Origin of the sequence: Mycobacterium sp. E2462, from assembly GCF_001672685.1 — a bacterium.
Taxonomy (GTDB): domain Bacteria; phylum Actinomycetota; class Actinomycetes; order Mycobacteriales; family Mycobacteriaceae; genus Mycobacterium.
Genome location: NZ_LZKC01000087.1, coordinates 1 through 10922, shown reverse-complemented (window position 1 = coordinate 10922; position 10922 = coordinate 1). Strand labels below are relative to the sequence as shown.

7 protein-coding genes and 1 riboswitch are annotated in these 10922 nt (G+C 70.5%); of the genes, 3 read left to right on the top strand and 4 right to left on the bottom strand.

The window, feature by feature from the left end:
* From A5714_RS04425 to gcvP, 3 genes are all read left to right on the top strand, one after another.
* On the top strand, positions 1 to 271 hold a 271-nt coding region (locus A5714_RS04425), incomplete at its 5' end, for a bifunctional nuclease domain-containing protein (RefSeq protein ID WP_197513547.1).
* A 275-nt stretch (positions 272 to 546) separates the two neighbouring features.
* Positions 547 to 1176 (top strand): MerR family transcriptional regulator, encoded by a 630-nt coding sequence (locus A5714_RS04420; RefSeq protein WP_068075098.1) that lies wholly within the window; start codon positions 547 to 549, stop codon positions 1174 to 1176.
* A 64-nt stretch (positions 1177 to 1240) separates the two neighbouring features.
* Positions 1241 to 1338: riboswitch (glycine riboswitch) on the top strand.
* A gap of 167 nt (positions 1339 to 1505) precedes the next feature.
* Positions 1506 to 4331 carry an aminomethyl-transferring glycine dehydrogenase gene (gene gcvP, locus A5714_RS04415; protein WP_068283139.1) on the top strand — a complete coding sequence of 942 codons (2826 nt, stop codon included), beginning with the start codon at positions 1506 to 1508 and terminating at the stop codon, positions 4329 to 4331.
* A gap of 11 nt (positions 4332 to 4342) precedes the next feature.
* On the opposite strand, the gene A5714_RS04410 is transcribed toward gcvP, so the two are convergent.
* The 4 genes from A5714_RS04410 to A5714_RS04395 form a co-directional block, all read right to left on the bottom strand.
* Positions 4343 to 6397 carry a substrate-binding domain-containing protein gene (locus A5714_RS04410; protein WP_068283136.1) on the bottom strand — a complete coding sequence of 685 codons (2055 nt, stop codon included), beginning with the start codon at positions 6395 to 6397 and terminating at the stop codon, positions 4343 to 4345.
* Between the two features lie 112 nt (positions 6398 to 6509).
* The gene (locus tag A5714_RS04405; RefSeq protein WP_068283133.1) at positions 6510 to 8714 is read right to left on the bottom strand and encodes a malate synthase G; all 2205 of its coding nucleotides are present in this window, start codon (positions 8712 to 8714) and stop codon (positions 6510 to 6512) included.
* A 272-nt stretch (positions 8715 to 8986) separates the two neighbouring features.
* The gene (locus tag A5714_RS04400) at positions 8987 to 10027 is read right to left on the bottom strand and encodes a hemolysin family protein (protein WP_068075109.1); all 1041 of its coding nucleotides are present in this window, start codon (positions 10025 to 10027) and stop codon (positions 8987 to 8989) included.
* Positions 10024 to 10922 (bottom strand): hemolysin family protein (locus A5714_RS04395; RefSeq protein ID WP_156747169.1); only part of this gene is annotated, 899 nt, incomplete at its 5' end. The genes A5714_RS04400 and A5714_RS04395, both read right to left, overlap by 4 nt.

The following is a 10922-nucleotide window of genomic DNA, read 5'->3' as shown; positions in this document are numbered from 1 at the left end:
GGTCGGCGTAGAAGGTGCCCTCCTGCAGATCGACAATCCGCACCTCTTCGACCGCAACATCACCGTCTCGGCGCGCCCCTCGGACTCGGTGGCCATCGCGCTGCGCGTCGGTGTTCCGATCTACGTCGAGGAGGCCGTGCTCGCCCAGGCCGGCCTGCTGATCCCCGACGAGAGCGACGAGGAGGGCGGCACCGCGGTCCGTGAGGACGAGGTGGAGAAGTTCAAGGAGTTCCTCGACAGCGTGTCGCCGGACGACTTCAAGGCGACCTGACCCTGGCGATGCGGCCGTTGTGCCGAACCTCGGGCAGGTAACCATTAGGCTGAAGGCAGACATCACGGATGCATCTCATCTGGCGCCCCGATGTCGACACGCTGACGGATAGCGCGCCCACTTGGCGCTGGGGCGGCCATACTTCAGTCACGACATCAGGCGCGGCGGCTATCGATAAGCGTAAGCTCTCTAGCACTCGGGCCTGAGCGAACGTGGCTGCGGTGCAGCCGGAGATGCAGCCAACGACCGAAGCACGATCGCGGAGAGGAACCACCGTGAGCGAGCAGCCACGCCAAGAGCAGCTGGAGCTAACCGAGCAGGGCAACAGCGCGGGCAGTGACCGCAGCGTCGCCGCGGTCAGCGAGCCCGTCCAGCCCGGATTGTTCCCCGACGACTCGGTCCCCGACGAGCTGGTCGGCTACCGCGGCCCCAGCGCCTGCCAGATCGCCGGCATCACCTACCGCCAGCTCGACTACTGGGCGCGCACCTCGCTGGTGGTGCCCTCGATCCGCGGCGCGGCCGGCTCGGGCAGCCAGCGGCTCTACTCGTTCAAGGACATCCTGGTCCTCAAGATCGTCAAGCGGCTCCTCGACACCGGCATCTCGCTGCACAACATCCGCGTGGCCGTCGACCACCTGCGCCAGCGCGGCGTCCAGGATCTGGCCAACATCACCCTGTTTTCCGACGGCACCACCGTGTACGAGTGCACCTCCGCCGAGGAGGTCGTCGACCTGCTGCAGGGCGGCCAGGGCGTGTTCGGGATCGCGGTGTCCGGCGCCATGCGCGAGCTGACCGGCGTCATCGCGGACTTCCCCGGCGAGCGCGCCGACGGCGGCGAATCCATCGCCGCGCCGGAGGACGAGCTGGCGTCGCGCCGCAAGGACCGCGCCCGCAAAATCGGCTGACCCGACGCGCCCGCACAGCGGACCGGGTCACGCCCCGAGGGGCCGAGTAAGCTGGACTGCGCATCGCTTTCGAGCGGGAGAGTTTCGTGGCCACCAGTCACGGACGCCGAAGGAGCAACACCTCTCCGTCAACCTCTCAGGCACCCGGACCGCGCGAATAACCGATGCCTCTGGAAAGCGGCGTGGGCCTTGCAACGGCCCAGCCCGCCGATGGGGAAAGGCGTTCTCGTTCCACGCGCCGAATCTCTCAGGCGCCCGGTGGTCGGGTGAAGACAGAGGGAGAGGGCCGATCGTCCTCTGCCTCAGCGCGCCGACCCCAGGAGTGTCCAGTGCCCGATCAAGCCACGTTCGCCGCCCGCCACATCGGCCCTGACGCCCAGGCCGTCGCGGCCATGCTTGGGGTCATCGGTGTCGACTCGTTAGACGCGCTGGCCGCCAAGGCGGTTCCCGCGGGCATCCTGGACCGGCTCACCGAGAGCGGCGCCGCGCCGGGTCTGGACGCCCTGCCGGCCCCCGTCAGCGAGGCCGAGGCCCTGGCCGAGTTGCGGGGCCTGGCCGACGCCAACACCGTGGCCGTGTCGATGATCGGGCAGGGGTACTACGACACGCTCACTCCGCCGGTATTGCTGCGCAACGTCTTGGAAAACCCCGCCTGGTACACCGCCTACACCCCGTACCAGCCGGAGATCAGCCAGGGCCGGCTGGAGGCGCTGCTGAACTTCCAGACCATGGTTGCCGACCTCACCGGCCTCGAAGTGGCGAACTCGTCGATGCTCGACGAGGGCACCGCCGCCGCCGAGGCCATGACGCTGATGCACCGGGCCGCGCGCGGCAAGGCCAACCGGCTGGCCGTCGACTCCGACGTCTTTCCCCAGACGGCCGCGATCCTGGCCACCCGGGCCGAGCCGCTGGGCATCGAAATCGTCACGGCCGACCTGCGCGACGGGCTGCCCGACGGGGACTTCTTCGGGGTCGTCGCGCAGCTGCCCGGCGCCAGCGGTCGCGTCACCGACTGGGCCGACCTGGTGGCGCAGGCCCATGACCGGGGCGCCCTGGTCGCACTCGGGGCCGACCTGCTGAGCCTGACCCTGCTCACCCCGCCGGGGGAGATCGGCGCCGACGCCGCGTTCGGCACCACCCAAAGATTCGGCGTGCCAATGGGATTCGGCGGCCCCCACGCCGGATACCTGGCGGTGCACGCCAACCACGCCCGCCAGCTGCCCGGCCGGCTGGTCGGGGTGTCGCTGGACGCCGACGGATCACCGGCCTACCGGTTGGCGCTGCAGACCCGCGAGCAGCACATCCGCCGCGACAAGGCCACCAGCAACATCTGTACCGCCCAGGTGCTGCTGGCCGTCATGGCCGCCATGTACGCCAGCTACCACGGCGCCGAGGGGCTCACCGCCATCGCGCGGCGCGTGCACGGGCACGCCGCGGCGATCGCCGCCGCGCTGGGCGAGGCGGTCGTGCACGACCGGTTCTTCGACACGGTGCTCGCGCGGGTGCCCGGGCGCGCCGACGAGATCGTCGCCGCGGCCAAGTCCCACGGCATCAACCTGTGGCGGGTCGACGGCGACCACGTGTCCGTGGCGTGCGACGAGGTGACCACCGACGCGCACGTCGCCGCGGTGCTCGAGGCCTTCGGCGCGCAACCCGCCGAGGCGGCCGGCGCGGACATCGCGACGCGCAGCTCGGAGTTCCTGACGCACCCCGCCTTCACCCAGTACCGCACCGAGACCGCGATGATGCGCTACCTGCGCACCCTGGCCGACAGGGATATCGCATTGGACCGCAGCATGATTCCGCTCGGCTCGTGCACCATGAAGCTGAACGCCGCCGCGGAGATGGAGCCCATCACCTGGCCGGAATTCGCCCGCCAGCATCCGTTCGCGCCGCCGGCCGACAGCGCGGGGCTGCGGCGCCTGATCGCCGACGTGGAGAACTGGCTGGTCGCCATCACCGGCTACGACGCCGTCTCGCTGCAACCCAACGCCGGCTCGCAGGGCGAGTACGCCGGCTTGCTGGCGATCCACGACTACCACGTCAGCCGCGGGGAGCCGCACCGCAACATCTGCCTCATCCCGTCCAGTGCGCACGGCACCAACGCGGCGTCGGCCGCGCTGGCCGGCATGCGGGTGGTCGTGGTGGCCTGCCACGACAACGGCGACGTCGACCTGGACGACTTGCGCGCCAAGGTCGATCAGCACCGCGAGCAGCTGTCGGCCCTGATGGTGACCTACCCGTCGACGCACGGCGTCTACGAGCACGACATCGCCGACATCTGCGCCACCGTGCACGACGCCGGCGGGCAGGTGTACGTCGATGGCGCGAACCTCAACGCGCTGGTCGGCCTGGCCCGGCCCGGCAAGTTCGGCGGCGACGTCAGCCACCTGAACCTGCACAAGACGTTCTGCATCCCGCACGGCGGCGGCGGTCCGGGGGTGGGGCCGGTCGCGGTGCGCGCACACCTGGCGCCGTTCCTGCCGGGGCACCCCTACGCCCCCGAACTTCCCCAGGGTCACCCGGTGTCCGCGGCGCCCTACGGGTCGGCCTCGATCCTGCCGATCAGCTGGGCCTACATCCGCATGATGGGGGCCGACGGCCTGCGCGCGGCGTCGCTGACGGCGATCGCCTCGGCCAACTACATCGCGCGACGTATCGACGAATACTTCCCGGTCCTCTACACCGGCGAGAACGGCATGGTCGCGCACGAATGCATCCTGGACCTGCGCGGCATCACCAAGGCGACCGGGGTGACGGTCGACGATGTGGCAAAGCGATTGGCCGACTTCGGGTTTCACGCGCCGACGATGAGCTTCCCGGTGGCCGGCACGCTGATGGTCGAGCCCACCGAGAGTGAGACGCTCAACGAGGTGGACGCCTTCTGCGAGGCCATGATCGCCATTCGCCGCGAGATCGACCGGGTCGGCTCGGGGGAGTGGCCGGTGGACGACAACCCGCTGCGCGGCGCGCCGCACACCGCCGAGAGCCTGCTGGTCACCGATTGGGACCACCCGTACACCCGCGAGGAGGCCGCCTACCCGCTGGGTAAGAGCTTCCGGCCCAAGGTGTGGCCGCCGGTGCGCCGCATCGACGGCGCCTACGGGGACCGCAACCTGGTGTGCTCCTGCCCGCCCGTGGAGGCTTACGCCTAAGCGGCCCAGCGTCAGCTCAGGAAGGCGTTGACCGCCGTCGCGAGCTCGGGGCCGGCCGACGTGGCCAGGTTCTGGTAGCTGCCGCCGCTGAGCTGGGCGACCGCCTCCCACGTCGCTCGGTCCGGATCGGCGCCGAAGTCGATGACGTTGACCGCGATCGGCTTGGCCGGGTCCGCGCTCTTGCGCACGAAGTCCTGCAAGCCTGGGCCGTCGAGGGACTGGTCGGTGTGCGGCCCGGCCGTGATGAGCAGGATCGAATTGGTCTGCCCGGCATGGTAATTGGCCTGGATGTCCTGGTAGATCATGCGCAGCGTGGTGAACGACACCGCACCGCCGCCCGACGAGTACTGCTTTTCCAGCGCCGCGATCAGCGCCGCCGAGCGGGGCTGGCCGTTGACCGGGTCGGCGAGCGGTCCGCTGGTCACCTCGGAGCGGCCCTCGTGGCCGTCGAACGTCCACAGGCCCAGGACGGAAGTGGGCGGCAGGGCCTTGATCTTGTCCTCCAGGGCGGCGATCACGTTGGCCAGCCGCGTCTTTCCGCCCTCCTGGCCGGGCATTGACTGGTCGAGCATGATGGTGGCGGCCAGCCCGCTGGACGGCGTGGCCATGGCCTCGGCGAGCGTGGCGCGCATCGGGTCGTCACCGATCGACAGCGTCGACGGCAGCGCCGGGAAGGTCGTCACCGGGCTGCTCGGCGGCTTGTCGCCGTTAACCCGGAACCCGGCCTTGGCCAGCTTGGCCAGCTGGTCCGGCTTGTGCAGGAAACGCGCGAACTCGCTGGCGGCCGCGGTCTGTTCCTGGGTGAGCCACTTGCCGGTCAGCAGCACGGTGGGGTAGTCGGCCACGGCCGCCGGGCCGGGCGGCAGCCAGAACCCCAACGCCGCTTTGGCATCCGGCAGCGACTGGGCGCGCTGGAACAGCTGTTGCTCGGTGGTGACCACGGCGTGCACGGGTGCCGTCGCGACGTCGCCCGGCTTGAGCAGCGTGTTCAGGGCTTCGTTGAGCGAGGCGTCGGCGAGTTTGGGCTGGGCGCCGAGCACGCCGCGCACCGCGCCGAGGCCCTGCGTCGCGGGCGCGCCGGGGGGCGCCGACGCCGCCGCGATGACCTCGCCGGCCAGGAAGGTCGCGTCGCCGTTGCCGGTCAGCGGCAGGGCCAACCGCAGCGAGCCCCACGCCGGCAGGTTCAGGGCCGCCAGCGAGTTCGGGTTGGTCTGCAGGCCCGGCAGCGCGCCCCAGTTCTGGTTGGCCAACGCCGGCTGCAGCTCGGGGCGCAGGGCCACCACCACGGGCGAGGTGACCAGCGAGTGGCTTTCGGTGATGGTCTTCTGGGCCGTGGCGCCGGCGAGGCGCGCCGCGGAGATCGAGCTGCCCGGAATCCACAGCGCCGGTTGGCCGCCCAGGTCCGCGGGCCACTTGCCGATGAACCCGTTGAGCACTGCGTCGGAGCCGGCGGCCTTGACGCCGACCACCATGCAGTGGTCGCCGACCGGGCCGGCCGAGGAGTTGAAGCTCTCCGCGAAGTGCTGCAGCGCATCGGCGATCGACGGGTCGGCGACCACCGGGACCGTCTGGTTGCCGCCGGCGCAGCGGGCGGCAACCTTGTGCGAACGCTGCGACAGCGCATCACCGAAGAAGCTCCACAGGATGATCGCCCCGACCACGACCACGACGGTGATCAGCGCGACGATGACGCCGATGCTGACCCCGCGCCGGCCGCCCTCGCTGCGGTGGCCGCCGCGCCACTCGCCGAGCCCGCGGTGCCCGCGGCGGAACAGAGAGGCCGGCGACGTCGACGGCTCCGCGTTCGCGGGGCCAGGCTGGCGGGGCGGGAACTCCGGGTAGTCGTCGGCGGCGCCGTCGAGGAAGTCGGCGTCGTCGTAACGGTCGTCGCGAGGCGAGAAGTCGTCGTAGTCGGCGTTCGCCGGGTGGTCAGCCGCGGAGTCGCCGGGGTAAAAGCCTTCGTCGCCGTCGAACTCGGCGTCGTCGTCGAGAGCGCTCTGGGCGTCGCCGTGGTCGAACGGCTCGTCGGCGGAGTCCTCAGGGTCGGGCGCACTGTGCCTACCCATAGCGGTGTCCGTCGCCTTTCCGTCGATCCATCGGCCGAAATACTGCCAGTTCGGCGCCGATCTTAACCAACGGCGGCGCCACCACCCGTTCGCACCCGGTTACGGCGCGAGCTCAATTGGATTGCGCCGAGCGCGCCTTGGCCTCGCGCCGGCGACGGTGCAGGATCGGCTCGGTGTAGCCGTTCGGCTGCTGCGTCCCGGTCAGGATCAGGTCCTGAGCGGCTAGGAACGCGATGCTGTCGTCGAAGTTGGGCGCCATCCGGCGGTACCGGCTGTCGCCGGCGTTCTGCTCGTCGACCAGCGGGGCCATCCGTTCCAGGCTGGCGCGCACGTCCTCCTCGGTGATCACGCCGTGGCGCAGCCAGTTCGCCAGCAATTGGCTCGAGATCCGCAGGGTGGCACGGTCTTCCATGAGCGCCACGTCATGGATGTCGGGGACCTTGGAGCAGCCGACGCCCTCGTCGATCCAGCGGACCACGTAGCCCAGGATCGACTGGCAGTTGTTGTCGACCTCCTCGCGGATCTCCTCGGGCGCCCAGGCCAGTTCCTTGGCCAGCGGGATGGTGAGCAGCTCGTCGATCGTGGTCCGCTTCTTGCCCGCCAGCTCCTCCTGCACGGCGGCCACGTCCACGTAGTGGTAATGCATGGCGTGCAGGGTGGCCGCCGTCGGCGAGGGGACCCACGCCGTGGTGGCGCCGGCCTTGGGCTGGCCGATCTTCTGCTCGACCATGTCGGCCATCAGCTCGGTCATGGCCCACATGCCCTTGCCGATCTGGGCCCTGCCCTTGAACCCGGCGGCCAGGCCGATGTCGACGTTGGCGTCCTCGTAGGCCTTGATCCACGCGGTGCTCTTCATCGCGCCCTTGCGGATCATCGGGCCGGCTTCCATGGAGGTGTGAATTTCGTCGCCCGTGCGGTCAAGGAATCCGGTGTTGATGAACACGACGCGGTCGGCCGCGGCCTTGATGCAGGCCTTCAGGTTGACGGTGGTGCGGCGCTCCTCGTCCATGATGCCGACCTTCAGCGTGCCCTGCGGCAGGCCCAGCACGTCCTCGACGCGGCTGAACAGCTCGCAGGTGTAGGCGACCTCGTCGGGGCCGTGCATCTTGGGCTTGACGATGTAAATGGACCCGGTGCGGCTGTTGGCCAGCGGGCCGTTCGCCTCGCCGGTCTTGAGGCCGTGAATGGCGGTCAGGCCGGTGAACAGCGCGTCGAGGATGCCCTCGAACACCTCTTTTTCCTCGTCGCCTTCGGTCCACACGATCGCGTCGTTGGTCATCAGGTGACCGACGTTGCGGACGAACAGCAGGCTGCGGCCGGGTAGGGTCAACTCGCCCTCGCCGTCCGGGGTGCGGTAGGTGCGGTCCTGGTTGAGCACGCGGGTGAAGGTCTTGCCGTCCTTGGCGACCTCTTCGGACAGGTCACCCTTGTTGAGCCCCAGCCAGTTGCGGTAACCGAGCACCTTGTCGTCGGCGTCGACGGCGGCCACCGAATCCTCGAAGTCCATGATCGTGGTGATGGCCGACTCGAGGACGACGTCCTTGATCCCGGCAGCGTCGGTCTTGCCGACCGGGGACTGCGGGTCGATCAGGATCTCGATGTGCAGGCCGTGGTTGGCCAGCAGCACCGACCACGACGGGGAGCCGAGCTCGCCCGTGTAGCCCGCGAACTTCTCGGGGCTGGCCAGGCCGACGGAGCCGTCGGCGGTCGCGACCTTGAGCTGGCCGTCCTCGACGCTCACGCCGGTCGCGTCGGACCACGACCCGGATTCCAGCGGGACGGCCTCGTCGAGGAACTTGCGCGCGTAGGCGATCACCTTGTCGCCGCGGACCTTGTTGTAGCTGGTGCCCTTCTCGGCGCCGTCGTCCTCGGGGATGACGTCCGTGCCGTACAGCGCGTCGTACAGCGAGCCCCACCGGGCGTTGGCGGCGTTGAGCGCGAAGCGGGCGTTGAGCACGGGCACCACCAGCTGGGGGCCGGCGGTGCTGGTGATCTCGTCGTCCACCCCGGAGGTGGTGATCGTGAAATCGGCGGGTTCGGGCAGCAGGTAACCGATTTCGGTGAGGAACTCGCGGTAGGCGTCGATGTCGAGGGGCTCGATGACGCGCTGGCGGTGCCACCTGTCGATCTGCGCCTGCAGCTCGTCGCGTCGGCGCAGCAGGTCCTGGTTCTTCGGCGTGAGGTCGGTGACGACCTTGTCGACGCCCGCCCAGAAGCTGTCCGGGTCGATGTCGGTGCCGGGCAACGCTTCGTTGTTCACGAAGTCGTAGAGCACTCGGGCAACCCGCAAGTTCCCTGCCGACACGCGATCAGTCATTTTTCTCCTCCGTCAAGTGCCGCACTGAGCCGGCAGCTGTCCAGCTCGGCGATGTGTTCAGCCTACCGAGCGCGGGCCGGTGGGCGTCAGCCGCCCGACCCGCAGGTAGAGGCCCTGCACGGCTGCACCGGCGGGCCCGGTGTCGGCGGGCGGCGACGCGGATCACGCGCGCCTGCAACCTCCGACGTGCCGGCGCGTTCTCGACCGGCAGCCGCGGAAGATTCTACGGGCTGCCCCACGCCCGGCCCGGCGCGCGGCCCCGCCCGGCAGGGTCACGCCTCGCGCATCGTCCCGACGAGGTCCTCCACCAGGTCTTCCATCGCCACCATGGCCACCACGACGCCGCCCTCGCTGGTCACCAGCGCCAGGTGGCTGTTGCTGCGCCGCATCCGCGACAGCGCGTCGGCGAGCGGCAAGGCGCGGGGCAACCGCGGCAGGGGCCGCACCATCGCCAGGTCGATCACCGTGTCCGGGTCGTCACCGAGGGTCAGCACGTCTTTGATGTGCAGGTAGCCGATGAAGTCCCCGTTGACGCTGGCCACCGGGAAGCGGGAGTAACCGGTCTGGACCAGCGCCCGCTCCAGCGCGCCGACCGTCGGCCCGGAGCCCGACCCCACGACCGGCACCGCGTGCACGTCGGCCAGCGGCACGGCGACGTCGGCGACGACGCGGTTGCGGATCTGCAGCGCCCGGGTCAGGCGCGTGCGCTCCTCGCGATCGAGCAGCCCCTCGGACGCCGACTCCGCGATCAGCTCGCTCAGCTCGACGGGCGAGACGGCGATCTCGAGCTCCTCTCTGGGTTCGACGCCCAGGGCGCGCACCACCACGTTGGCGCACCGGTTGTAGAACCCGATGAACGGCCGGGCGGCCCGGACGTAGGCCAGGTAGGCCGGGACCAGCAGCATGGCGGTGCGTTCCGGACCGGCCAGCGCGATGTTCTTCGGCACCATCTCGCCCAGCAGCACGTGCAGGGTGACCACGATCGCCAGCGCGATCGCGAAGGACACCGTGTGCAGCAACGCCGAGTGCAGGCCGCTGACGTCCAGGGCCGAGTCCAGCAGATTGGCGACGGCCGACTCGCCGATCCGCCCGAGCAGCAGCGACGCCGCCGTCACGCCGAGCTGGGCCCCGGCCAGCATGGCCGGCAGCTGCTCGCCGGCGCGAATCACCGTCACCGCGGCCGCCTTGCCCTGCTCGGCCAGCGCTTCGAGGCGGTCGCGCCGCGCCGAGATCAGGGAGAACTCCGCGCCGACGAAGAACGCGTTGACCGCGATCAGCGCGACCGCCAGCAGCACCCCCACCGGGTCGCTCATCGGACGCCCCCGACGGCCGGGGTGTCGCCGTGCCCGGTCAGCTCCGTCAACTCAAGCAGGTCGATCCGGCGGCCATCCATCCGGATGACGCTGGCCTGCCAGCGCAGCGACGTGTCCGGCAGGCCGTCCTCGGTCAGCGCGGGCAGCTTGACCGTCTCACCCGCCGCGGGGATGTGGCCGATCTCGCGCAGCACCAGCCCGCCGATGGTCTCGTAGGGCCCCTCCGGCGCCCGGAATCCGGTCGCGGTCGCCACCTCGTCGATGCGCAGCAGGCCGGACACCCGCCAGCCCGAGCCGGCGGCGACGACGTCGGGGGTGGCGTCGTCGTGCTCGTCGCGGACGTCGCCGACGATCTCCTCGATCAGGTCCTCGACGGTCACCATGCCGGCGGTGCCGCCGTACTCGTCGACGACCAGCGCGGTCTGCAGCGGGTTGGCGCGGATCTCGGCCATCACGGCGTCGCCGTCCAGCGTGGAGGGCACCACCGGAACGGGCTGCGCGACGGTGGTCAGCAGGGTGCGCGCCCGGTCGGCCCGGGGGATGGAGAACACCTGCTTGACGTGCACGATGCCGACGGTCTCGTCGAGGTCGCCGGCGACGATGGGGAAGCGGGAGTACCCGGACTCGGCGGCCACCGCGACGAGGTCGGCGACCGTGTCGTCGGTCTGTAGCGCCACGATCTTGGAGCGCGGGGTCATCAGTTCCTCGGCGCTCAGCGTCCCGAATTGCAGGGAGCGGCGCACCAGCGACGCGGTGGCGGCGTCCAGCGAGCCGCTGCGCGCCGACGACCGCACCAGCGACAGCAGCTCCTGCGGCGACCGGGCCGACCGCAACTCCTCGGCCGGTTCGATGCCCAGCCGGCGCACGATCCAGTTCGCCGCGCCGTTGGTCAGCC